The sequence below is a fragment of the Vogesella sp. LIG4 genome (assembly GCF_900090205.1).
In the GTDB taxonomy this organism is placed as follows: domain Bacteria; phylum Pseudomonadota; class Gammaproteobacteria; order Burkholderiales; family Chromobacteriaceae; genus Vogesella.
In genome coordinates, this window is record NZ_LT607802.1 from 112,140 (window position 1) to 134,374 (window position 22,235).

The 22,235-nt window shown below is 63.6% G+C and carries 24 protein-coding genes and 2 tRNA genes; 14 read left to right on the forward strand and 12 right to left on the reverse strand.

Translation table 11 applies throughout. The annotated features are described in order from the left end of the window. Window positions 1-215: 215 nt before the first annotated feature. The 5 genes from pqqA to pqqE are packed head-to-tail and all read left to right on the forward strand — an operon-like array spanning window position 216 to window position 3,364. Window positions 216-296, forward strand: coding sequence for a pyrroloquinoline quinone precursor peptide PqqA (gene pqqA, locus PSELUDRAFT_RS20060; protein ID WP_088964997.1), 81 nt, complete (start codon window positions 216-218; stop codon window positions 294-296). Between the two features lie 10 nt (window positions 297-306). Further along, window positions 307-1,233, forward strand: coding sequence for a pyrroloquinoline quinone biosynthesis protein PqqB (gene pqqB / locus PSELUDRAFT_RS00490; protein ID WP_088964998.1), 927 nt, complete (start codon window positions 307-309; stop codon window positions 1,231-1,233). Then, window positions 1,226-1,978 (forward strand): pyrroloquinoline-quinone synthase PqqC, encoded by a 753-nt coding sequence (pqqC, locus tag PSELUDRAFT_RS00495; protein ID WP_088964999.1) that lies wholly within the window; start codon window positions 1,226-1,228, stop codon window positions 1,976-1,978. The genes pqqB and pqqC overlap by 8 nt, the downstream gene beginning before the upstream one ends. Further along, window positions 1,972-2,244, forward strand: coding sequence for a pyrroloquinoline quinone biosynthesis peptide chaperone PqqD (gene pqqD / locus PSELUDRAFT_RS00500; protein WP_088965000.1), 273 nt, complete (start codon window positions 1,972-1,974; stop codon window positions 2,242-2,244). Before pqqC ends, pqqD begins: the two co-directional genes overlap by 7 nt. Next, a complete protein-coding gene (pqqE, locus tag PSELUDRAFT_RS00505; RefSeq protein ID WP_088965001.1) occupies window positions 2,237-3,364 on the forward strand; it encodes a pyrroloquinoline quinone biosynthesis protein PqqE in 1,128 nt (375 codons plus the stop codon). The genes pqqD and pqqE overlap by 8 nt, the downstream gene beginning before the upstream one ends. 99 nt (window positions 3,365-3,463) lie before the next feature. Here the strand turns inward: pqqE and PSELUDRAFT_RS00510 are convergent, their stop codons facing one another. The 11 genes from PSELUDRAFT_RS00510 to PSELUDRAFT_RS00560 all read right to left on the reverse strand — a co-directional run bounded on the left by PSELUDRAFT_RS00510 (window position 3,464) and on the right by PSELUDRAFT_RS00560 (window position 11,855). Then, window positions 3,464-3,931, reverse strand: a complete 468-nt coding sequence (locus tag PSELUDRAFT_RS00510; protein WP_157724976.1) for a CreA family protein — start codon at window positions 3,929-3,931, stop codon at window positions 3,464-3,466. Between the two features lie 193 nt (window positions 3,932-4,124). Further along, window positions 4,125-4,201: transfer RNA gene (locus PSELUDRAFT_RS00515), tRNA-Pro, on the reverse strand. Window positions 4,202-4,231: 30 nt separating this feature from the next. After that, window positions 4,232-4,579 carry a MerR family transcriptional regulator gene (locus tag PSELUDRAFT_RS00520; protein WP_088965003.1) on the reverse strand — a complete coding sequence of 116 codons (348 nt, stop codon included), beginning with the start codon at window positions 4,577-4,579 and terminating at the stop codon, window positions 4,232-4,234. After that, a complete protein-coding gene (locus PSELUDRAFT_RS00525; RefSeq protein ID WP_088965004.1) occupies window positions 4,560-4,862 on the reverse strand; it encodes an integration host factor subunit alpha in 303 nt (100 codons plus the stop codon). Before PSELUDRAFT_RS00525 ends, PSELUDRAFT_RS00520 begins: the two co-directional genes overlap by 20 nt. A 77-nt stretch (window positions 4,863-4,939) precedes the next feature. Further along, window positions 4,940-7,300, reverse strand: a complete 2,361-nt coding sequence (gene pheT / locus PSELUDRAFT_RS00530) for a phenylalanine--tRNA ligase subunit beta (protein ID WP_088965005.1) — start codon at window positions 7,298-7,300, stop codon at window positions 4,940-4,942. 18 nt (window positions 7,301-7,318) lie between these two features. After that, window positions 7,319-8,302, reverse strand: coding sequence for a phenylalanine--tRNA ligase subunit alpha (gene pheS, locus PSELUDRAFT_RS00535; RefSeq protein ID WP_088965006.1), 984 nt, complete (start codon window positions 8,300-8,302; stop codon window positions 7,319-7,321). Window positions 8,303-8,417: 115 nt separating this feature from the next. Next, complete coding sequence (rplT, locus tag PSELUDRAFT_RS00540) at window positions 8,418-8,774, reverse strand: 50S ribosomal protein L20 (protein WP_017507005.1); 357 nt, start codon at window positions 8,772-8,774, stop codon at window positions 8,418-8,420. 13 nt (window positions 8,775-8,787) lie between these two features. After that, complete coding sequence (rpmI, locus tag PSELUDRAFT_RS00545) at window positions 8,788-8,985, reverse strand: 50S ribosomal protein L35 (RefSeq protein WP_054287050.1); 198 nt, start codon at window positions 8,983-8,985, stop codon at window positions 8,788-8,790. A gap of 150 nt (window positions 8,986-9,135) precedes the next feature. After that, window positions 9,136-9,660 (reverse strand): translation initiation factor IF-3, encoded by a 525-nt coding sequence (gene infC, locus PSELUDRAFT_RS00550; protein WP_088965007.1) that lies wholly within the window; start codon window positions 9,658-9,660, stop codon window positions 9,136-9,138. A 36-nt stretch (window positions 9,661-9,696) separates the two neighbouring features. Next, a complete protein-coding gene (thrS, locus tag PSELUDRAFT_RS00555; RefSeq protein ID WP_088965008.1) occupies window positions 9,697-11,598 on the reverse strand; it encodes a threonine--tRNA ligase in 1,902 nt (633 codons plus the stop codon). A gap of 180 nt (window positions 11,599-11,778) precedes the next feature. Next, window positions 11,779-11,855 (reverse strand) — tRNA-Val (locus PSELUDRAFT_RS00560). 124 nt (window positions 11,856-11,979) lie between these two features. Between PSELUDRAFT_RS00560 and tgt the strand changes: the two genes are divergently transcribed. The 9 genes from tgt (at window position 11,980) to PSELUDRAFT_RS00600 (ending at window position 21,288) form a co-directional block, all read left to right on the forward strand. Beyond that, entirely contained in the window at window positions 11,980-13,095 is a 1,116-nt protein-coding gene (gene tgt, locus PSELUDRAFT_RS00565) for a tRNA guanosine(34) transglycosylase Tgt (protein WP_088965009.1), read from the forward strand. Between the two features lie 126 nt (window positions 13,096-13,221). Next, window positions 13,222-13,509: a preprotein translocase subunit YajC gene (yajC, locus tag PSELUDRAFT_RS00570; protein WP_088965010.1), complete on the forward strand. Its 288-nt coding sequence runs from the start codon at window positions 13,222-13,224 to the stop codon at window positions 13,507-13,509. 183 nt (window positions 13,510-13,692) lie between these two features. Further along, window positions 13,693-15,540, forward strand: a complete 1,848-nt coding sequence (secD, locus tag PSELUDRAFT_RS00575) for a protein translocase subunit SecD (protein WP_088965011.1) — start codon at window positions 13,693-13,695, stop codon at window positions 15,538-15,540. A gap of 12 nt (window positions 15,541-15,552) precedes the next feature. Continuing rightward, the gene (gene secF / locus PSELUDRAFT_RS00580; RefSeq protein WP_088965012.1) at window positions 15,553-16,488 is read left to right on the forward strand and encodes a protein translocase subunit SecF; all 936 of its coding nucleotides are present in this window, start codon (window positions 15,553-15,555) and stop codon (window positions 16,486-16,488) included. Between the two features lie 126 nt (window positions 16,489-16,614). Beyond that, the gene (locus PSELUDRAFT_RS00585; RefSeq protein WP_231895355.1) at window positions 16,615-17,262 is read left to right on the forward strand and encodes a DedA family protein; all 648 of its coding nucleotides are present in this window, start codon (window positions 16,615-16,617) and stop codon (window positions 17,260-17,262) included. Beyond that, window positions 17,259-19,163 (forward strand): DNA mismatch repair endonuclease MutL, encoded by a 1,905-nt coding sequence (mutL, locus tag PSELUDRAFT_RS00590; protein ID WP_088965014.1) that lies wholly within the window; start codon window positions 17,259-17,261, stop codon window positions 19,161-19,163. Before PSELUDRAFT_RS00585 ends, mutL begins: the two co-directional genes overlap by 4 nt. A 59-nt stretch (window positions 19,164-19,222) precedes the next feature. Then, complete coding sequence (locus PSELUDRAFT_RS00595; protein ID WP_197693914.1) at window positions 19,223-19,975, forward strand: tRNA (guanosine(46)-N(7))-methyltransferase TrmB; 753 nt, start codon at window positions 19,223-19,225, stop codon at window positions 19,973-19,975. A gap of 324 nt (window positions 19,976-20,299) precedes the next feature. Beyond that, complete coding sequence (locus PSELUDRAFT_RS19120) at window positions 20,300-20,686, forward strand: hypothetical protein (RefSeq protein ID WP_157724977.1); 387 nt, start codon at window positions 20,300-20,302, stop codon at window positions 20,684-20,686. Window positions 20,687-20,787: 101 nt separating this feature from the next. Continuing rightward, window positions 20,788-21,288: a DinB family protein gene (locus tag PSELUDRAFT_RS00600; RefSeq protein WP_197693915.1), complete on the forward strand. Its 501-nt coding sequence runs from the start codon at window positions 20,788-20,790 to the stop codon at window positions 21,286-21,288. Between the two features lie 59 nt (window positions 21,289-21,347). Here the strand turns inward: PSELUDRAFT_RS00600 and PSELUDRAFT_RS00605 are convergent, their stop codons facing one another. After that, window positions 21,348-22,217 carry a LysR family transcriptional regulator gene (locus PSELUDRAFT_RS00605; RefSeq protein WP_088965016.1) on the reverse strand — a complete coding sequence of 290 codons (870 nt, stop codon included), beginning with the start codon at window positions 22,215-22,217 and terminating at the stop codon, window positions 21,348-21,350. Window positions 22,218-22,235 lie beyond the last annotated feature (18 nt).

Consider the following 22,235-nt stretch of genomic DNA (forward strand, 5'->3'; position numbering starts at 1 on the left):
GGCGCTCCCCGTGGGGCAGTTTGGGCGCCTCACAACGTTGGCTGCATGTGCATAGAGAGTGGACATTGCCCCTGTGACCCATCAGGCCCACCACGCCACACCGCCAACACCAGCACGCATGCCCCGCTGCGACTAAAGTCGCATTTCCCCCCACCCATGGGCTTCTTATAGTGGTCTGGCCAATCCGGCATTCCCTCTATCGTCAGGAGACTCCCATGCGTACCTGGACAACCCCGCAAGTAATCGAAGTGTCCCTCGGCTGCGAAATCAACTGCTATATGTGCGCCGAGCGCTGAGGCCGCCACCATGTTGCGCGTCATTGTGCTGGGAGCAGCGGCGGGCGGTGGTCTGCCGCAGTGGAACTGCGCCTGTGAAGCCTGCCATGCCGCCCGCGAGGGTGGGCTGCTGCCGCAGACGCAATCCTCCATCGCCGTCTCGGCCGATGGCGCGCACTGGGTGCTGATCAACGCTTCGCCCGACATCCGCCAGCAGTTGGCGGCCACGCCGGCGCTGCAGCCGCGGCAGTTTCCCCGTTCCACCCCGCTACAGGCGGTACTGCTCACCAATGCCGACGTGGATCATATCGCCGGCCTGCTGTCGCTGCGCGAAGGGCAGCCGTTCGCGCTGTACGCCACCCGCCGCGTGCAGGGCGTGCTGGCTGCCAACGCGGTATTCAATGTGTTGGATCGCCAACTGGTTCCGCGCCACGCGCTGGCGCTGGATGAGCTGCAGCCGGTACTGACAGCCGACGGCGCCGACAGCGGCGTGCGGGTGGAAGCCTTCACCATTCCCGGCAAGGTGGCACTGTGGCTGGAAGACCCGGCTGCGGCCAACTTTGGCAGCGTGGCGGAAGACACCATAGGTCTGGCGATTTCCACTGCCGACAGCGTGGGGCGGCTGATCTACCTGCCAGGCTGTGCCGCCCTGCCGGACGCCATCAAGGCACGGCTGCGCCCCGGCGACAGCCTGCTGTTCGACGGCACTACCTACACCGACGACGAGATGATCCGCGCCGGCCTCGGCAGCAAGACCGCCGCGCGCATGGGCCACCTGCCGATGAGCGGCGAGGCCGGCAGCATCGCGCTGTGGCGTGACGTGCCGCTGGCCGGCAAGCGCTTCATCCACATCAACAACAGCAACCCCGTCCTGTTGCCGCACAGCCCCGAGCGCGCCGCCATTGCCGCCGCCGGCTGGCAGCTGGCGCACGACGGCATGGAGTTCAGCGTTGAATAAGCCACTCACTGCCCCGCTGTCGCCGGCGGAACTGGAAGACGCGCTGCGGACCATCGGCCACGCGCGCTATCACAACCTGCATCCCTTCCACCACCTGCTGCACGGTGGCAAGCTGAACTTCGGCCAGGTACAGGCCTGGGCGTTGAACCGCTACTGCTACCAGGCGGCGATTCCGCGCAAGGACGCGGCGCTGATCAGCCGCATCCACGACCGCGAACTGCGCCGCGAATGGGTGCAACGCATCCTCGACCACGACGGCTACGGCGACGAGGAAGGCGGCATCGAGCGCTGGCTGGTGCTCACCGACGGCCTGGGCCTGCCGCGCGATTACGTGATCTCGCGCCAGGGCGCGCTGCCGGCCACGGCGTATGCGGTGGAAGCCTACGTGGACTTCGTCGCCCGCCAGCCGCCGGTGGTGGCGGTGGCCTCCTGCCTCACCGAACTGTTCGCCCCGGCCATCCACCGCGAGCGCATCGTCGGGCTGCTAGAAAACTACGACTTCATCGACGACAAGGTGCTGGCCTACTTCCGCCGCCGCCTGACGCAGGCGCCGCGCGATGCCGACTTCGCGCTGGACTACATCAAGCGCCATGCGCTGACCGTCGCCGAGCAGCAGGGCGTGCTGGACGCGCTGACCTTCAAGTGCAATGTGCTGTGGGCACAGCTGGACGCGCTGTACAGCGCCTACGTGGCCCCCGGCATGATCCCGCCCGGCGCCTTCGACCCGGCACAGCCGCCATGCTGAGCCTCACCGACAGCGTGCGGCTGGCGCCCGGCACCCGGCTGCAGCACGACAAGGTACGCCAGCGCTGGGTGCTGCTGGGGCCGGAACGCATGCTGATCATCGACGAGCTGGCGCGGCTGTGCCTGGAGCGCAGCGCCGGCGTCAACATCGGCCAGCTGTGCGACAGCCTGGCCGCGGAATTCGCCGCACCGCTGGCCACCGTGCAGCAGGACGTGCTGGCGCTGTTCACCACCATGAGCGAGAAAGGTTTTCTGCGCCATGACTGATACCACCGCGACTGATTCGACCGCCACAGGCCAGCTGGAACCGCCACTGGCCATCCTGCTGGAACTCACTCACCGCTGCCCGCTGCGCTGCGCCTACTGTTCCAACCCGCTGGCGCTCACCCCGGCCAGCCACGAGCTGGACACCGCCGGCTGGCGCGAGGTGCTGCGCCAGGCCGCCGACATGGGCATGCTGCAGGTGCATTTTTCCGGCGGCGAGCCGATGGCGCGCAGCGACCTCACCGAGCTGGTGGCCTACGCCAGCGAGCTGGGGCTGTACAGCAACCTGATCACCTCCGGCGTGCTGCTGGATGCGCCAAGGTTGGCCGCATTGCAGGCCGCCGGCCTCAATCACGTACAGCTGAGCTTCCAGGGACTGGAGGACGCGCAGGCGGACCGGCTGTCCGGCTTTCGCGGCGGCGTGGCAAAAAAACAGGCGGCGCTGGCCCTGGTGCAGCAGCACGGCCTGGCGCTGACGCTGAACTTCGTCATCACCCGCAGCAACGCCCACGAGCTGGACGCCATGCTGCACTACGCCGACCAGCACGGCATCGCCCGCGTGGAAGTGGCCAACACCCAGTACTACGGCTGGGGGCTGCAGAACCGCGCGGCGCTGATTCCCAGCGAGGCGCAGCTGGACGCGATGACCGCCACCGTGACGCAGTGGCGCGAGCAAACCCGCGGCCGCATGGTGATCGACTACGTGATCCCCGACTACTACGCGCGCCGCCCCAAGGCCTGCATGGGCGGCTGGGCGCAGCGCTTCCTCAACGTGATGCCCGACGGCACCCTGCTGCCCTGCCACGCGGCGCAAACGCTGGCGCACCTGCAGTTTCCGCGCGTGCCAGACAGCACCCTGCACGCCGCCTGGTATGAGTCACCCGCCTTTGCCGCCTACCGCGGCACCAGCTGGATGCCGGAACCCTGCGGCGGCTGCGAGCACAAGGAGCGCGACTTCGGCGGCTGCCGCTGCCAGGCGCTGGCGCTGGCCGGCAGCGCCGACACGCTGGACCCGGTGTGCGAACGCTCACCACAGCACGAACAGGTGGTCACCCTGGCGCGGCGCGAAGCGCAGCTGGGCGAGCAGCCCTACACCCTGCGCAGCTTCTCCTTCAACGCCTGAAACAGCATGCGGCCAAGCTTGCGCCGGCCATAAAACGAAACCGCCCTGCCGCAATAAGCGCCAGGGCGGTTTTTGATCGGCCAGGGTTGGCCGCAAGCCTTACTTGAGCGGAATCTTCATTGCCGCCGGCACCGGCACCGCGGTCACACTGTTCTTCGGGCTGCCATCGATCAGCCGGTCGGAATACACCAGGTACACCAGCGTGTTGCGGCGGGCATCCACCATGCGCACCACGCGCACATGCTTGAACAGGATGGAAGCACGCTCGGTGAACACCTCGTCCTCCTGCCGCAGCGGCCCCTTGAAGGCGATGTCGCCCACCTGGCGGCAGGCCACCGACGCCTCGGCCTTGTCCTCGGCCAGCCCCAGCGCGCCGGACACACCGCCGGTCTTGGCGCGTGACAGGTAGCAGCTCACCCCGCTCACCAGCGGGTCATCGAACACCTCCACCACGATCTTGTGATTGGGTCCGATCAGCTTGAAAGCGGTGGAAACATCGCCCACTTTCTCCGCCTGCGCCAGCAGCGGCAGCGCCGCCAGCGTTACTGCACACAACCAGTGCTTCATATTGGCCTCCGATTCAAGCATTACCCTCAGACGGGAAAGTATGCAGCATGCCGGATATAAATGAGCAGCCCGTGACATTGATTGGCAAAAAGACGGCAAGCAGCCGGCCGTAATCATCCGCCGACAGCAATAAAACGCGCGAATGCAAAAAAGCCATCCGTGTGGATGGCTTTTTTGTCTGAAACGGGTTCTTTGGTCGGGGCGAGAAGATTCGAACTTCCGACCCCCTGCACCCCATGCAGGTGCGCTACCAGGCTGCGCTACGCCCCGACGAAAGAGGGAACAATTATAGGCAATGAATCAATTCTTGCCAAGTGAGATATCCAGCCAATCCACCAGCGACTGCAATTCCGCGCGAACCTGCTGCGCGGTCATCGGTGCCGGCGCATCGCTGCTCAGGCGCTGGCGCGCACCGTGCAGGGTAAAGCCGTCGTCGTACAGCAGCTCGCGAATGCGCCGCACCAGCAACACTTCCGCGTGCTGGTAGTAGCGGCGGTTGCCGCGGCGCGTGACATTGCGCAACTCGGAGAACTCCTGCTCCCAGTAGCGCAACACGTGCTGTTTTACACCGGTCAGCTCGCTGACCTCACCAATGGAAAAGTAGCGCTTGGCCGGGATCGGCGGCAGCTCAGCCTTGTTTGTCGGCATGATAGAGTTCAACCATTCCCTTGAGTTTCTGGCTAGCGTGGAAAGTTACCACGCGACGGGCAGTGATGGGAATCTCTTCGCCGGTTTTCGGGTTGCGGCCCGGGCGCTGCGGTTTATCGCGCAGCTGGAAGTTGCCGAAACCGGACAATTTCACGCTGGTACCGGTTTCCAGCGTGGAGCGGATCTCTTCAAAAAACGATTCCACCATGTCTTTGGCTTCGCGCTTGTTCAGGCCCACTTTATCGAACAAGAGATCGGCCAACTCGGCCTTGGTCAAAGTCATGACTATTCCTCACTACTGCTGTATTGCTTGAACAAGCCGCCCGCAGCGGCGGGCGGCCAACGGTTATTAATGCAGATTCAGGCGCGCAGTTCCGCGCCGCAGGCCTGGGCGGCAGCCAGCATGGCGGCCACGCCCTGCTCCACTTCCTCGTCCACCAGAGTGCGATCCGGCGCCTGCATGATGATGCGCAGCGCCAGGCTCTTCTTGCCTTCTTCCACGCCCTTGCCACGGTACACGTCGAACAGCGCCAGTTCGCGCACGGACTCCGGCGCGGCAGCCTGCATGGCCTGCTGCAGGCTGGCCAGGGTCACCTCTTCGGCCACCACCAGCGCCAGGTCGCGGCGTACCGGCTGGAACTTGCTCACCGGCTGCAGCGCCACGCGGCGGCTCTGCTCCACCACCTCGGCGGCCAGTTCGAACAGCACCGGCGCGGTACTCAGGCCGTAGGCCTGCACCCAGCGCGGATGCAGTTCGCCTACGTGGCCCACCACGGCGCCGTCCAGAACCACCTCGGCGCAACGGCCAGGGTGGAAGGCCGGGTGTTCGCCCTTGCGGTACTCGGCCACGCGCGGCTGCAGCAATGCCTCCACATCGGCCTTGGCATCGTAGAAGTCCACGCGCTCGGCCTTGCTGGCCCACTGCTCGGCCACACGGCTGCCATAGGCGAGGCCGGCCACGCGTTCCGGCTGCTGCAAGCTACCATCGGCCTGTTTCAGGAATACGCGGGCGATCTCGAACACGCGCACACGGTTGTGCTTGCGGTTGAGGTTGCCGGCCAGCACGTCCACCAGGCCACCGATCAGGCTGGAGCGCATCACGCTCATCTGGCTGGCGATGGGGTTCTGCAGACGCACCGGGTTGTTGTTGCCGGCGAAATCACGCTCCCACTTTTCTTCCACGAAGGCGTAGCTGACGATTTCCTGGAAATCGCGGCCAGCCAGCAGGCGGCGCACTTCGCTGCGCGGGCGCAGGGTTTCCGGCTGCGGCAGCATGGCCAGGCGCGAACGCGGCGCGTCGGACGGAATCGTGTCGTAGCCGTATACGCGGGCAATTTCCTCGATCAGGTCTTCTTCGATGGCGATGTCGTAGCGGAAGCTCGGCGCCTCCACCACGAAGCCGTCCTCCACCGCGTCGAAGACAAAGCCCAGGCGGGTGAAGATGGCGGCGATCTGCTCTGCGGCCAACGTTACGCCCAGTACCTTGGCCACGCGTGCGGTACGTACCTTCACGCGGTTGCGCGCCGGCAGCTCGGCCACGGTTTCCACCAGCGGGCCGGCGGCGCCGCCGCAGATTTCCAGCGTCAGCGCGGTGGCGCGTTCGATGGCTTCCTGCTGCAGCATGAAGTCCACGCCGCGCTCGTAGCGGTAGGAGGAGTCGGAGCCGAAGCCCAGCTCACGCGCCTTGCCGGCGATGATGTCCGGGTTGAAGAACGCGCTTTCGAAGAAGATGTCGCTGGTTGCGGTGGTTACGCCGCTTTCCAGCCCGCCCATGATGCCGGCAATGGCCAGCGGCTTGCTGTCATCGGCAATCACCAGCAGTTCCGGCGTCAGTGCCACTTCTTTTTCGTTCAGGCACACCAGCTTTTCGCCATCACGGGCAAAGCGCACGTTGATGCCGCCGTCCAGCTTGGCCAGATCGAAGGCATGCATCGGCTGGCCCTGCTCCAGCAGCACGTAGTTGGTGATGTCCACGATGGCGGAAATCGGACGCAGGCCGGAGCGTTCCAGGCGGCGCTGCATCCATTCCGGGGTAGCGGCGGCGGCGTTGACGCCCTTGATGACGCGGCCGATGTAGCGGCCGCAAGCGTTGGCCGCATCAATGCGGATTGCGCGCTTGTCGTCACACTGCGGTGCCACGGCGTCGATGGCCAGCGGTGCCAGCGGCGCGCCGGTGAGCGCGGCCACTTCGCGGGCGATGCCGCGCAGCGACAGGCAGTCGGCGCGGTTGGGGGTGATCTTCAGGGTGAACAGCGCGTCGTCCAGGCCCAGGTAGTCGCGGATGCTCTGCCCTACCGGCGCGTCGGCCGGCAGCAGCAGCAGGCCGTCAGCCTCGTCCGGCACGCCCAGCTCCTTGCCGGAACACAGCATGCCGCCGGATTCCACGCCACGCATCTTGGTGGGCTTGATCTTGAAGTCGCCCGGCAGGACGGCGCCCGGCAGTGCACACGGGATTTTCACGCCTACGGCCACGTTCGGCGCGCCGCAGACGATCTGGATCAGCTCGCCGGTGCCGGCGTCCACCTTGGTAACGCGCAGGCGGTCGGCGTTCTCGTGCTTCACGCACTCCTTTACTTCGGCAATCACCACGCCGCTGAATGCCGGCGCGGCCTGCTGTACTTCTTCCACTTCCAGGCCCGCCATGGTCAGCAGGTAGGACAGCTCGTCGGTGGACAGCGACGGATTAACGCGGCTTCGCAGCCATTGTTCGGAAAATTGCATTGCTCAGTCTCCGCGCGCTCAGTTGAATTGCTTGAGGAAGTTCAGATCGTTCTCGAAGAACAGGCGCAGGTCGTTGACGCCGTAGCGCAGCATGGCAAAGCGGTCCAGGCCGATGCCGAAGGCAAAGCCGGTGAACTGTTCCGGGTCGATGTTCACGTTGCGCAGCACATTGGGGTGCACCATGCCGCAGCCGCCCACTTCCAGCCAGCCGCGCTCGCCCAGCACGTCGATCTCGGCGGACGGTTCGGTGAACGGGAAGAAGGACGGGCGGAAACGCACCTGCAGGTCGTCACGTTCGAAGAAGCGGCGCAGGAAGTCGGTAACGGTGGCCTTGAGATCGGCAAAGCTCACGTCGCGGTCGATCCACAGGCCTTCCATCTGGTGGAACATCGGCGAGTGGGTGGCGTCGGAATCCACGCGGTACACGCGGCCCGGGGCCACGATCTTGATCGGCGGCTGGTTGTCCAGCATGTAGCGCACCTGGATCGGGCTGGTATGCGTGCGCAGCACGTCGCCGCCTTCCACGTAGAAGGTGTCCTGCATGGCGCGGGCCGGGTGGTTTTCCGGAATGTTCAGCGCCTGGAAGTTGTGGAAATCAGTTTCGATTTCCGGGCCGTCGGCCACGGCAAAGCCCAGGCTGGAGAACAGCTCGGTAATGCGTTCCAGCGTCAGCGTCACCGGGTGCAGGCCGGCCGGCTGGGCGCCACGGCCCGGCAGCGATACGTCCAGCGCCTCTGCGGCCAACTGTTGCTCCAGCTTGGCGTTGTTGATGCCGTCGCGCACTTCGTTATGGCGGTTCTCGAATGCCTGCTTGGCAGCGTTGATGGCGGCGCCGGCGGTCTTGCGCTCTTCCGGCGACAGTTTGCCCAACTGCTTGAGCAGTTCGGTCATGGCGCCACTCTTGCCGAGATAACGGGCCTTGACCTGTTCCAGTTCCACCAGGTCTGTCACGGTGGCGAGCGCCGCCAGACCTTCCTTCAGAATCACGTCAACATTGTTCATGTGTCGCACCAGTAGCGTCCAGAAAACTGACCGGAACCTTGCCCGTTCGAGTCAGCTTTCTGCGGCAAATCGAAAAAAAAGGGAGGCATCAGCCTCCCTTTCAGGTGTCCTGCGATCAAGCAAGGGCGGCTTTGGCTTTCTCAACGATGAGAGCAAATGCCGGCTTGTCGAACACGGCCAGATCGGCCAGGACCTTACGGTCGATTTCGATCAGAGCCTTCTTCAGACCGTTCATGAACTTGCTGTACGGCAGGCCGTTTTCACGAGCAGCTGCGTTGATACGAGCAATCCACAGTTGACGGAACTGACGCTTTTTCTGACGACGGTCGCGGTATGCATATTGACCGGCTTTCATCACCGCCTGTTTGGCGATGCGATAGACGTTCTTGCGACGGCCGCGGTAGCCTTTCGCCAGAGCCAGGATTTTCTTGTGACGAGCACGTGCGGTTACACCGCGTTTTACGCGTGGCATTTATTCAGTCTCCTTATGCGTAGGGCATCATGGCGCGAACAGAGGCCATGTTGGTAGCGTGTACCATGGTGGTACCGCGCAGCTGGCGCTTGTTCTTGGTGGTCTTCTTGGTCAGGATGTGACGCTTGAAGGCCATGGAGCGTTTAACGCCGCCGTTACCCAGCACTTTGAGACGCTTTTTCGCGCTCGACTTGGTTTTCATCTTCGGCATGGAAATCTCCTGCTGAATTTTCGTTAGATTAGACACAGGGTGGCCAAAGGCACTTGAAACCACTGCGTCACGCTTTTGTGCAAGCCTTGCGGCTTACAAAATCAACACGGCAGGCGAGCCTGCCGTGCGGAAGTCGATGATTATACCCGATTATTTCTTTTTCGGGGCAATCATCATGACCATCTGGCGGCCTTCCAGTTTCGGGAACTGTTCGACGGTGCCCACTTCGGCCAGATCGGCCTCCACGCGCTTGAGCAGCGCCAGACCGATATCCTGGTGCGCCATTTCACGACCGCGGAAGCGCAGGGTGATCTTGGCCTTGTCGCCATCAGACAGGAAGCGGATCAGGTTGCGCAGCTTGACGTTGTAGTCGCCATCGTCCGTACCCGGGCGGAATTTGATTTCCTTGACCTGCACTTGCTTCTGCTTGAGCTTGGCTTCGTGCTTTTTCTTGGCCTGCTGGTACTTGAACTTGCCGTAGTCCATCAGTTTGCACACCGGCGGCTGGGCGGTCGGGGAAATCTCCACCAGATCCACCTCGCGCTCCTCGGCCAGTGCCAGTGCTTCACGCACGCTGACGATGCCAAGCTGTTCGCCTTCCTCACCTACCAGGCGGATTTCGCGAGCGGTAATCTCGCCATTGATCCGCGATTCACGTTCCTGAGCTATAGCTATTACTCCTTAAAAAATTCAGATCGGCCGGTACGGTTGTCAGTTCTGCGCCAGCGCAGCAGTCAGCTGCTGCACGAAGGCATCCACCGACATCTGGCCCAGATCCTCGCCTCGGGCACGTACCGCCACCAGCCCGCCTTCCATTTCCTTGTCGCCGATAACGACTTGATATGGAAGCTTTTGCAGGCTGTGCTCGCGGATTTTATAGCCGATCTTTTCGTTCCTCAAGTCAAGATCGACACGGAAGCCCTGCGAGCGCAGTTTGTCGGCCACTTGTTGCGCATATTCGGCCTGGGCGCTGGTGATATTCATCACCACCATCTGTACCGGGGCCAGCCACAACGGGAAGGCGCCGGCATGGTTTTCGATCAGGATGCCGATGAAGCGCTCCAGCGAGCCCAGCACCGCTCGGTGCAGCATCACCGGGCGCTTGCGGCTGTTGTCGTCGGCCACGTACTCGGCGTCCAGGCGCTCCGGCAGCACGTAGTCCAGCTGCAGGGTGCCGCACTGCCAGGAGCGGCCCAGCGCGTCCTTGATGTGGTATTCGATCTTCGGGCCGTAGAAGGCGCCCTCGCCCGGCAGCTCTTCCCATTCAATGCCACAGGCGCGCAGCGCTTCGCGCAGGCCTTCTTCGGCGCGGTCCCAGGTTTCCAGGGTGCCGGCGTATTTCTCCGGACGCAGGCTCAGCTTCACCGATACCTGCTCGAAGCCGAAGCGCTTGTATACCGCCATGGTCAGCTCGTTGAAGGCCTTGGCTTCGGCGATGATCTGGTCATCGGTACAGAAGATGTGCGCATCGTCCTGCACGAAGCCGCGCACGCGCATGATGCCGTGCAGCGCGCCGGACGGCTCGTTGCGGTGACAGGCGCCGAACTCGGCCAGGCGCATCGGCAGCTCGCGGTAGGAGCGCAGGCCGCTGTTGAACACCTGCACGTGGCCCGGGCAGTTCATCGGCTTCACCGCGTAGTCGCGCTTTTCCGACTCGGTGGTGAACATCGCGTCGCGGTAGTTTTCCCAGTGGCCGGATTTCTCCCACATCACGCGGTCCATCACCATCGGGGTGCGGATCTCCTGGTAGCCGGCTGCGGCCAACGTTTTGCGCATGTACTGCTCGATGCTCTGCCACAGCTGCCAGCCTTTCGGGTGCCAGAACACCATGCCCGGCGCCTCGTCCTGCAGGTGGAACAGGTCCAGCTGCTTGCCCAGCTTGCGGTGGTCGCGCTTCTCGGCCTCTTCCAGCATGTGCAGGTACTGCTCCAGGTCTTCCTTCTTGGCCCAGGCGGTGCCGTACACGCGCTGCAGCATCTCGTTATTGCTGTCGCCACGCCAGTAGGCGCCGGCCACCTTCATCAGCTTGAATACCTTGAGCTTGCCGGTGGACGGCACGTGCGGGCCGCGGCACAGGTCGGTGAATTCGCCTTCGCGGTACAGGCTCAATACCTCGCCCTGCGGGATAGAGGCGATGATCTCGGCCTTGTACGCCTCGCCAATGCTCTTGAAGTAGGCAATCGCCTCGTCACGCGGCAGCTCGTAGCGCTCTACCGGGATGTCCTTCTTCGCCAGCTCGCTCATCTTCTTCTCGATGGCCACCAGGTCTTCCGGGGTGAACGGACGCTTGTAGGCGAAATCGTAGTAGAAGCCGTTTTCGATTTCCGGGCCGATGGTGACCTGGGCTTCCGGGAACAGCTCCTTCACCGCGTAGGCCAGCAGGTGGGCGGTGGAGTGGCGAATAATGGACAGGCCGTCGGCATCCTTGTCGGTGATGATGGCCAGGTCGGCGTTGGCGTCGATCAGGTGCGAGGTATCGACCAGCTTGCCATCCACGCGGCCAGCCAGCGCGGCGCGCGCAAGGCCGGTGCCGATGGACGCAGCCACTTCATGCACCGTTACCGGCTTGTCGAAGGAACGGACGGAGCCGTCGGGCAGGCGAATGTCAGGCATAGCAACTCCAGCTCAAAGGTGGACAGTTTTCAAATCGGCAAAAAAAAAGTGCGGCCATTGAGCCGCACTTTTTTGCTGAGGAGTGTTTCGCTTCACGCAAACACCCGTAGGCTCGAACTCATTTCGAGATACGGGTGGTGGTAGTTCGGAAGACCATGATTTACTCCACAGCGAAATATTTGGTAGGCACGATTGGACTCGAACCAACGACCCCCACCATGTCAAGGTGGTGCTCTAACCAGCTGAGCTACGTGCCTGTCGTCAGGGGGCCAATACTAGCGGCAAATCAAGGCAGTGACAAGCCGGCGACAAGCAGAATGCGGTGCGGCTAGTGTATACTGCGCGGCTGAATTCAGGAATCTCGCGATTAATATCAAGCACATGCTGAAGTTTACCGTACACAAGACTTCCGGCGGCGCACGCCGCGGCACGCTGGAATTGAACCACGGCACCGTGGAAACCCCGGTATTCCAGCCGGTGGGCACCTATGGCTCGGTGAAGGCGATGAGCCCCCACGAGCTGACCGACATCGGCGCCCAGATCATTCTGGGCAACACCTTCCACCTGTGGCTGCGCCCGGGGCTGGAGATCATCGAGCAATTCGGCGGCCTGCACGACTTCATCGGCTGGGACAAACCCATCCTTACCGATTCCGGTGGTTTCCAGGTATTCAGCCTGGGCGCCATGAACAAGATCTCCGAAGAAGGCGTCACCTTCCAGAGCCCGGTGAACGGCGACAAGCTGTTCCTGTCGCCGGAAAAGTCGATGGAGATCCAGAAGGTGCTGAACTCGGACATCGTGATGATCTTCGACGAATGCACCCCGGGCCAGGTCGACCACGCCACCGCAGCCAAGTCGATGCGCATGAGCTTGCGCTGGGCCGAGCGCTCGCGCCGCGCCTTCGACGAGCTGAAGAACCCCAACGCGCTGTTCGGCATCGTGCAGGGCAACCTGTACACCGACCTGCGCCAGGAGTCGCTGGACGGGCTGATGAACATCGGCTTCGACGGCATCGCTATCGGCGGGCTGTCGGTGGGCGAACCCAAGCCGGAGATGTACCGCATGCTCACCGAGCTGAAGGACATGCTACCGGCCGGGAAGCCGCACTACCTGATGGGTGTGGGCACGCCGGAAGACCTGGTGCACGGCGTGGCCAACGGCATCGACATGTTCGACTGCGTGATGCCCACCCGCAACGCACGCAATGGCTGGATCTTCACCCAGTGGGGCGACGTCAAGATCAAGAACGCGCGCTACAAGGCCGACAAGAAGCCGCTGGACGAACACTGCGGCTGCTACACCTGCCGCCACTTCAGCCGCGCCTACCTGCATCACCTGCACCGCACCGGCGAGATTCTGGGCGCACGGCTGAACACCATCCACAACCTGTATTACTACCAGGCGTTGATGCAGGAAATGCGCGACGCCATCGAGGCCGACCAGTTCGAAGACTGGAAAGCCGGCTTCCACCAGCGCCGTGCCAGCGGCGTGAACTGATGAACCCGCCGGGGCGGCCGCAGTCAGATGTCCTTGCGGCCAACCCCGCGCGGTTGGAAAACCGGCAGGCCGTGGCTACAATGCCCGGCCTGCATACAAGATCAACACCTTCAAAGGGAGAACCCCATGGCGAACGCCACCCAGTTCATGCAGTTTTTGCCAATGATCGTCATCTTCGCGCTGTTCTGGTTCATGCTGGTGCGCCCGCAGCAGAAGCGCGCCAAGGAACACCAGAAGATGCTGTCCGAAATCGTCAAGGGCGATGAAGTCGTGACCCAGGGCGGTATCATTGGCCGCGTGACCAAGACCGGTGAACAGTACCTGACCATCGAGGTTGCCAATGGTGTAGAAGTGAACGTACAGCGCGGTGCCGTTGGCTCCAAGCTGGAAAAAGGCACCATCAAGTCCCTGTAAGCACAGGGTTGCGATCCAGCTAGCAAAGGCGAGACCAGGCGAAAACTGCGGGACGCGGAATTTACCAACAGTAAATGCGCATGCTCCAGTGGTATCCAACGCCGTCTCGCCTGAGCGCAGCAGAGCGTAAACAGGTTCGAAAACCCCGGGCTGCCACGGTGGCCCTTTTACTGCCTAGCTTCCATGAACCGCTTCCCGATCTGGAAATACCTACTCATTGCGCTGGTGCTGATCGCGTCGTCGATCTACACCCTGCCCAATTTCTTCGGCGAAACGCCGGCAGTGCAGATTTCCAGCAGCCGCCAGTCCATTCCGGTGGACACGGCGCTGATGTCCCGCATTGAAGACGCCCTGAAACAGCAGGGCATTGCACCGCAAGGCATCTTTCTGGACGGCGCCAGCCTGAAGGTCCGCTTCAAGGACCCGGATACCCAGATCAAGGCGCGCGATGCCATCCAGCAACTGCTGGGCGACAACTACATCATCGCGCTGAACCTGCTGCCGGCCTCCCCTTCCTGGCTGACCCGCCTGCATGCCAACCCGATGTTCCTGGGTCTGGACCTGCGCGGTGGCGTGCACTTCCTGCTGGAAGTGGACATGAAGGCCGCCGTGGACAAGACCATGGAGCGCTACGCCGGCGACATCCGCCGCGAACTGCGCAACGCCAAGATCCGCTACGGCAGCATCAAGCGTACCGGCGACACCAACCTGGAAGTGCAGCTGCGTGACGAAACCACGCTGAACAGCGCTGCCGACCAGCTGGCGCGCACCCTGCCGACGCTGTCGTTCAACAAGGACGCCAGCAGCTACCGCCTGGTGCTGACGCTGAAGCCGGAAGAAATCACCCGCGTACAGAGTGATGCGGTGAAACAGAACATCACCACCCTGCACAACCGCGTGAACGAGCTGGGCGTGGCCGAGCCGGTGATCCAGCAGGCAGGCCCCAGCCGCATCGTGGTGCAGCTGCCGGGCGTGCAGGATACCGCCAAGGCCAAGGACATCCTCGGCCGTACCGCCACCTTGCAGGTGCGCATGGTGGAAGACGACAGCAGCAAGATGGCCGAAGCCCTGGCAGGCAATGTGCCTACCGGCTACGACCTGCTGGACGAGCTGACCCCGCGCGGCCCGCAGAAGATCCTGGTGAAGAAGGATGTGGAGCTGACCGGCGACAATATCAATGACGCCCAGGCCGGCTTCGACGAGAACGGCGCCCCGGCGGTGCACATCAATCTGGACTCCACCGGCGCCGCCATCTTCCGCGACGTGACCGCGCAGAGCATCGGCAAGCGCATGGCGATGATCCTGGTGGAAAAAGGCAAGGCCGAAGTGGTGACCGCGCCGGTGATCCGCAGTGAAATCGGCGGTGGCCGCGTGCAGATCTCCGGCAGCATGAACCCGGCGGAAGCCAACGACACCGCGCTGCTGCTGCGTGCCGGCTCGCTGGCCGCACCGATGAACATCATCGAAGAGCGTACCGTCGGCCCGAGCCTGGGTAAGGAAAACATCGAGAAGGGCTTCCACTCCACCATGTGGGGTTTTGCTGCCATCGCGGTATTCATGGTGCTGTACTACGGCATGTTCGGCGTGATCTCGGTGGTGTCGCTTGCGGCCAACCTGTTCATGCTGGTGGCGATCCTGTCCATGCTGCAGGCCACACTGACGCTGCCGGGTATTGCAGCGATCGCGCTGACACTGGGTATGGCCATCGATGCCAACGTGCTGATCAACGAGCGTATCCGTGAAGAACTGCGCAACGGCAGCCCGCCGCAGTCGGCGATCAACGCCGGCTACGGCCACGCCTGGGCGACGATTCTGGACTCCAACGTCACCACCCTGATCGCCGGCCTCGCGCTGCTGATCTTCGGCTCCGGCCCGGTGCGCGGCTTTGCCGTGGTGCACTGCCTGGGCATCCTGACCTCCATGTTCTCCGCCGTGCTGGTATCGCGCGCCGTGGTGAACCTGTGGTATGGCCGCCGTCGCCGCCTGGCTTCGGTATCCATCGGCCAGGTGTGGAAACCGGAAACCAAATAAGGATCCTGCAAGATGGAGTTTTTCCGCATCAAACGGGACATCCCGTTCATGAGCTACGGCAAGGTAACCACCATGATTTCGCTGGTGACCTTCATCCTTGCCGTGATTTTCCTGTTCACCAAGGGGCTTAACCTGTCGGTGGAATTCACCGGCGGTACGGTAATGGAGGTGCAGTACCAGCAGGCGGCCAACCTGCAGGACGTACGCCAGCGCGTGGAAAGCCTGAAGGTGGGCGAAGTGCAGGTGCAGAACCTGGGCACCAGCCGCGACGTGATGATCCGCCTGCCCAACAAGCCGGGCACCAACTCCGGCAAGTTGTCCGAAGGTGTGATGAACCTGCTGAAGCAGGCAGATGCCAGCGTGCAGCTGCGCAAGGTGGACTTCGTCGGCCCAAGCGTGGGCACCGAGCTGATGACCCACGGCCTCACCGCCATTGCCCTGGTGTGCCTGGGCATCGTCATCTACCTGGCGCTGCGCTTTGAATGGCGGCTGGCGGTATCCGCCATCATCGCCAACATGCACGACGTGGTGATCATCCTCGGCTGCTTCGCCTTCTTCCAGTGGGAGTTCAGCCTCACCGTGCTGGCCGGCGTGCTGGCGGTGCTGGGCTACTCGGTGAACGAATCGGTGGTGGTATTCGACCGTATCCGCGAGAACTTCCGCCGCCCGGCAATGCGCGGCAAGAGCACCTCCGAGGTGATCGACAACGCCATCACCGCCACCATGAGCCGTACCTTCATCACCCACGGTTGTACCGAAACCATGGTGCTGTCGATGCTGGTATTCGGCGGCCCGGCGCTGCACGGCTTTGCCATGGCGCTGACCATCGGTATCGTGTTCGGCATCTACTCCTCGGTGCTGGTGGCCAGCCCGATGGCGCTGGCGCTGGGCACCAAGCGCGAGCACATGATCAAGGTTGTGAAACCGAAGGAAGAAGCCGTGGTCTGATCCACGCGTCTGCTCTCCATCAAGGTTGGCCGCATACCCTGCGGCCAACTTTTTTGGGTGCCTGACACAGCAGGGTTGCCCGCAGCCCTGCCCTGTCAGCCACTCTAACCAGGCCCCGCCATGGACATCATCGCCTTTCTGATCGACTTCATCCTGCACATCGACGTGCACCTGGCCGAGTTGATCGCCCGCTACGGCACGCTGATCTACGCCATCCTGTTCCTGATCGTGTTCTGCGAAACCGGGCTGGTGGTCACCCCCTTCCTGCCGGGCGACTCGCTGCTGTTCATGGCCGGCGCCCTGGCGGCGACCGGCGACATGTCGCTGCCGCTGGTACTGGCCACACTGGCTGGCGCCGCCATTCTTGGCGACTCCTGCAACTACCTGATAGGCCGCACCGTCGGCAAGCACCTGTTCGCCAACCCGGATTCGCGCATCTTCCGCCGCAGCTACCTGACGCAGACCGAAGCCTTCTACCAGCGCCACGGCCGCAAAACCATCATCCTGGCGCGCTTCGCCCCCATCGTGCGCACCTTCGCCCCGTTCATCGCCGGCATGGGCCACATGCGCTACCTGCGCTTCCTCGCCTCCAGCGTTACCGGCACCGTGCTGTGGGTGGGCGGCTTCTGCCTGCTGGGCTACGCCTTCGGCAACCTGCCGGTGGTGCGCAACAACCTGTCGCTGCTGATGCTGGCCATCATCGCGGTATCGCTGGCGCCCACTGTCATCGCCGTACTGCGCAACAAGTTCGCCGCCAAGGCCGACCGCGCATGAAGCCCATCCGCAAGCTGCCGGACCACCTGGTCAACCAGATCGCCGCCGGCGAGGTGGTGGAGCGCCCGGCTTCGGCACTGAAGGAAATGCTGGAAAACAGCCTGGATGCCGGTGCCGACAGGATCACCGTGGACCTGGCGCAAGGCGGCATCAAGCTGATCCGCGTCACCGACAACGGCAGTGGCATTGCCGCCGACGAGCTGCCGCTGGCACTGGACCGCCACGCCACCAGCAAGATCGGCAGCCTGGATGATCTTGAGAGCGTGGCCACGCTGGGTTTTCGCGGCGAAGGGCTGGCCAGCGTGGCGTCGGTATCGCGCCTCACCCTCACCAGCCGCCCGCAGGACGCCGATCACGCGCACCAGATCATCGCCATCGACGGCACGCTGCACCCGGTGGAGCCGGCGGCACACCCGGCCGGCACCAGCGTGGAAGTGGTGGACCTGTACTTCAACACCCCGGCGCGGCGCAAATTCCTGAAAAGCGAGAACACCGAGTACGCGCACTGCGCCGCCACCTTCGAGCGCATCGCGCTGGCGCACCCGCAGGTGGAGTTCACCCTGCGCCACAACGGCAAGGTGGTGTGGCGGCTGCCGCAGCAGAGCCTGGCCGATCGCGTCTCGGCACTGCTGGGCAAGGATTTCGTCGAAGCGGCACTGCCGCTGGAAACCGTGGCCGCCGGCCTGACGCTCACCGGCTTCATCGCCAGCCCCACCTACTCCAAGGCCAGCCGCGACGCACAGTATTTCTATGTGAACGGCCGCTTCGTACGCGACAAGACCGCGCAGCACGCGCTGCGCCAGGCCTACCGCGACGTGCTGCACCACGACCGCCACCCGGCCTACGCGCTGTTCTTCACGCTGGACCCGGCCAATGTCGACGTGAACGTACACCCGACCAAGATCGAGGTGCGTTTCCGCGAAAGCCAGGCGGTGCACCAGTTCCTGTTCCACAGCGTGCAGCGCGCCTTGGCCGGCACCACTGCCGGGCAGGCACCGGCCGTGCACCTGGCCGATGGCGAACCCGCCCTTGCGGCCAACCCTGGCAACAGCACACCGACACAGGATGCGCTGTTCCCGCCACGCAGCAGTGGTAGCAACGGCGGCGGCAACGTTGGCCGCAACCCGCTGCCGCAGCCGTTCCGCTACGAACAGCAAAGCATCCCGCTGAACGTGGCGCGCGAGGCAGTAGGCGTGTACGACAAGATGTTCTCCGGCCTGCGCGAAGAAGAGCGCGGCCCGGCTCCCGCGCCGGCCAGCTATGTGCTGCCGCCGGCCAACGGCGCGCCGCAGCGGCTGCCGGATGCCAGTGACGGCATTCCGCCACTGGGCTTTGCGCTGGCGCAGCTGCACGGCGTGTACATCCTCAGCCAGTGCGAGGACGGGCTGATCGTGGTGGACATGCATGCCGCCCACGAGCGCATCGTCTACGAGCGGCTGAAAACCGCGCTGGAAGCCGACACCATCCCGATGCAGCCCTTGCTGCTGCCGGTATCGTTCGCCGCCGACAAGTTCGAAGTGGCCACCGTGCATGAGCATGGTGAGGCCATGCAGCGCCTGGGCATCGAGCTGGCGCCGCTGTCCCCCACCCAGATCGCCGTGCGCGGCGTGCCGGTGTGGCTGCAGGACAGCAGCCCGGTGGAGCTGGCGCGTGCGGTGCTGAAGGATGTGCGCGAGTTCGGCCTTACCGAAGTGCTGACCGAGCGCCGCAACGAGCTGCTGGCCACCATGGCCTGCCACGGCGCGGTGCGCGCCAACCGCCAGCTGACACTGCCGGAAATGAACGCGCTGCTGCGCGACATGGAAGCCACCGAGCGCTCCGGCCAGTGCAACCACGGCCGCCCCACCTGGAGCCGGCTCAGCATGCGCGACCTGGACAACCTGTTCATGCGCGGCAAATGATTCACCCGGGTTGGCCGCATGCGGCCAACCTTGTACTGCGCTTCACGGGGTGTTCTTAAATGCTAACCGTAGGGTGGGCAAAGCGCAGCGTGCCCACCAGCACCACCAAGCAGCCGCCACCATGCGGCCAACCCTTTACCGGATTCACCATGTTCGCCAACTCCCGCCCCGTTACCAGTTCGCAACCCGGCCCGCACAGCCGCCTGGCCGAGGTGGTGGCGCGTCATGCGCAGCATCCGTTCCAGAAACCGTTCGCCGACTACAACCGCGCCGCCTACACCACCCTGCTGGCGGCCTGGGACGGCCGCACGCCGCTGGTGCTGGACACCGGCTGCGGCGTGGGCGCCTCCACGCTGAACCTGGCGGCGCAGCAGCCGGATCATTTCGTGGTCGGCATCGACCAGTCGCTGGACCGCCTGCAACGCGGCAAACCGGCGCCGCTGCCGGACAACGCCCTGCTGCTGCGCGCCGACATGGTGGACATCTGGCGCCTGCTGGCCGCCGACGGCATCCGCCCGGCACAGCAATGGATGCTCTACCCCAACCCGTGGCCCAAGCCGGAACACCTGCAACGCCGCTGGCACGGCCACGCGGTCTTCCCCATCGCGCTGGCACTGGGCGGCCGGCTGGAGCTGCGCAGTAACTGGCAGACCTATGCCGAAGAGCACGCGCTGGCGGTAAGCCAGCTATGCGGCCAACCTTGCCAGGCCGAACGCTGGCAGCCGCAGGACTTTCTCACCCCGTTCGAACGCAAATACCACCACTCCGGCCATGCGCTGTGGCGGGTGGTGATCGACCTGCCCAGCGCCTGACACCCGCCACGTGTAGTGGAGGGAAATGGTCAATGCCAGTAGCCCCCGGATGCGCTGCACTTATCCGAGCTACAGCTGCGCCTTGCGCACGGATGCCTCACAACACACAACACCGAAAACTCACACGGCATATGCCATTTCAATAGAACTGCTATAGCACGGTAGCTTGGGCTGAGCTTGCGAAGCCCAACGTTTACCGCGCATTATCGGAGCGGAATTGCTCGAACGGGAAACTACCCTGCAACCGTGGAAGAACAGTTCACCTCTGCTCCCCGTCCAATAACTATATTTTTTCACGCGCTGAATTTGCACATCAGGTGAACCTTGGAAGAAATACTTGTCGCAATTCTTCAGGCACTCTTTGAATTTATTTTGGAAGTCTTGAGCTATGGCACATTTGATTGGCCATCCAGCAGCAAGGATCGGCCTGAGCCGGAGTCAATTGCAGGCCGCTGCGTACTTTGGTTTATGGGCGGTTGCATACTGGCAGGACTTTCAGTTCTCGCGTTCAATCACACCTTTATCCATTGGCCACCATTACGCATGGCCAATCTTGTCGTAGCGCCGGTGACATCAGCACTCCTCTCACAGACTATTGCTCGCCATCGCGCAAAAAATCACCCGCTCATTGTTCCACGCAACCATTTCTGGCAGTCATTCTGGTTTACGCTCGGCTTGGTCATCATCCGGTTCACTTATGCCGTACGCTAACTTAGACGCCATTACATCCACTCCAATCTACGCCATCGTCGTATAAACTACCCCGCTCGACAGTTGCTGTGCCCCACCCCTCGCCACCAACAGGAAGCCCCATGATGACGGATACCCAAACCCTTACCCGCTACAAGGCCTGGGCCGATGAGTTGTTCCTGTCCGTGGTGTCCACGGTGCCGGACGCAGAGCTGGTCGCGCCGCGCCCCATCGTCTTTGGCAGCCTGATCCGCACCCTCAATCATTCCTTGGCCATGGATTACGTCTGGCAGTGCCATCTGCTCGGCAAGCCGCATGGGCTGACTTCGCGTAATCCCGAGCATTGCCCCGGCATCCATGAGCTGGTCGCAAGCCAGCTTGAACTGGACCAGTGGTATGTGGACTACGCCGCCGCGCTGGACGAGTCCGCGCTGGATCAGGTCGTCGAATTCGAGTTCATCGGCGGTGGGGTTGGCCGCATGAGCCGCCGCGACATCCTGCTGCACGTGGTCAACCACACCACCTATCACCGTGGCCACGCGGCGGGCATTCTTTATTACCTGAACGTTTTCCCGCCCACTACCGACCTGCCGGTATATCTCCAGCAACAGCAGCAGCGCTGATCTGGCGCAGCCCAGCGCCGAGCCGCCGCCCCGGATGCGCACGGCTATCCGGGCTACAACTAACTGATGCCCTCCCGCTGCAAGGTACGCAGCAGCTGTTCATGCATGGCATCCACCGCCGGGGCGCGTGCCGAGGCGGCACTGCGGATCAGCGCTACTTCCAGTTCCGGCAAGGGAGGCAGGCCGTGGCGCGCATCCAGCACTTTCAGATCCGGCGGCAGGCTGCAGCGCGTCAGCACCGCCACCGCCATGCCGCTGTAGGCCGCCGCCAGCTGGCCGGCCACATTGGGGCTGTAGTAAACGATGCGATAGGCGCGCTGCTGCGCATCGATGGCAGCCAGTACCTCGCTGCGTGCGCGGCTGCCCAGCTCGTGCACCGCAATGGGCAGCGGCTCGCGGCGCCAGGCTTCGTGCTCTTCCGCCCCTACCCACAGCAGCGCCTCGCGGAACAACAGCTCGCCGCGCTGTGGCTGGTCGCGGGAAACCAGTGCCAGATCCAGCTCACCACGCTCCACACGCGGAATCAGCACCGTGGACTGCTCGCACACCAGGGTGATCTCCACCCCCGGGTAGCGGCTGGAGAAGGTGCGCAGTACCGGCGCCATGTAGGCCATGGCGTAGTCGTCCGGCACCCCCAGCCGGATGCGGCCGGATACCGCCGGCGCATGCAGCGCCGCTACCGCCTCGGCATGCACGGCAAGCAGGCGCCGTGCATGCGGCAGCAACTCGCTGCCGGCCACGGTCAGCACCAGGTGGCGCGGCCCGCGGGCGAGCAAGGGCCGCCCGGCAGCGTCTTCCAGCTTCTTCAATTGCATGCTGATTGCCGACTGCGAGCGATACAGCTGCCGTGACGCCGCGGTAAGCGAGCCGCTGTCCACCACGGTGACAAAGGCGCGCAGCCAGTCCAGTTGCAGGTCGTTGCCGTTCATCGCCGCTCCATGCATTCG